At 54.9% G+C, this 762-nt stretch carries 1 protein-coding gene; it reads right to left on the bottom strand.

Annotated elements, in window-relative coordinates:
• Positions 1-38 precede the first annotated feature (38 nt).
• Positions 39-762, bottom strand: a 724-nt coding sequence (locus WM40_RS27250) for an Abi family protein (protein ID WP_236693735.1), incomplete at its 5' end; no start/stop codon positions are given.

Raw genomic sequence — 762 nt, forward strand, 5'->3', positions numbered from 1 at the left:
ACCCAGGCGGCGAGCGCCCTCTTTTTTGGTGTGCATCTTCATGGCTTGTTCTTCGCCGAATAGGCCCATCGGCGTTCGTAATGTCGCAATGACATCACTTCCCTTCGTACCATACTAGTGGAAGACATCAGACGCGCCGTAGCAGGACTAAGCGAGCGGGTTATGTCGAAAATCAAGCGCTGGCTGCCCTGGAGGTCTAGGTGAAAAATAGGTTCGTGATGCGCCACACGATTGCGCAACTGTCGCAGTTGCTCGAGTTGCTGATTGAATATTGCGCGCTTGGGTGCCTTGCGCGGCGCGAACGCCCGATGCAAGCACGGCACCCATAACTTGTGCTCTAGTTTGGAATCTGTCAGCGCGTGCCAGAACCCAAACGTAAGTTCAGCAATGACCTTGCCCTGCGGCAGGGGTGTTGCCAAGGTCCAATTTTTGGATGCATCTTTTTGCGCTCGCTCCACAATTCGCTGCCCCCGTGCGTCCAACAAACCCAGGAAATCGGGGGATTGAAACCATTGGTCACCGAATTTATTCCGAAGTTCACCCGCGAACCGATTGCGCAACACAATCTCGAAATAGTGGAGATCACCCAGCAAAGCCGAACTTATCCTGCCGTTCATCACGTAGAGACGCAGCGCGCGCTGGGCATGATTGCGTGTGGCGAACAGATACCGACCGAGGCGCGCCCGAGTGAGCGTCCGTATGATTTGGTCAATTTCGGACGCTGGTAGCGTGGGGAACTTCTGGTTAGCCACTTGCATATCC

Source organism: Robbsia andropogonis, assembly GCF_000970345.1.
GTDB classification, from domain to species: domain Bacteria; phylum Pseudomonadota; class Gammaproteobacteria; order Burkholderiales; family Burkholderiaceae; genus Robbsia; species Robbsia andropogonis.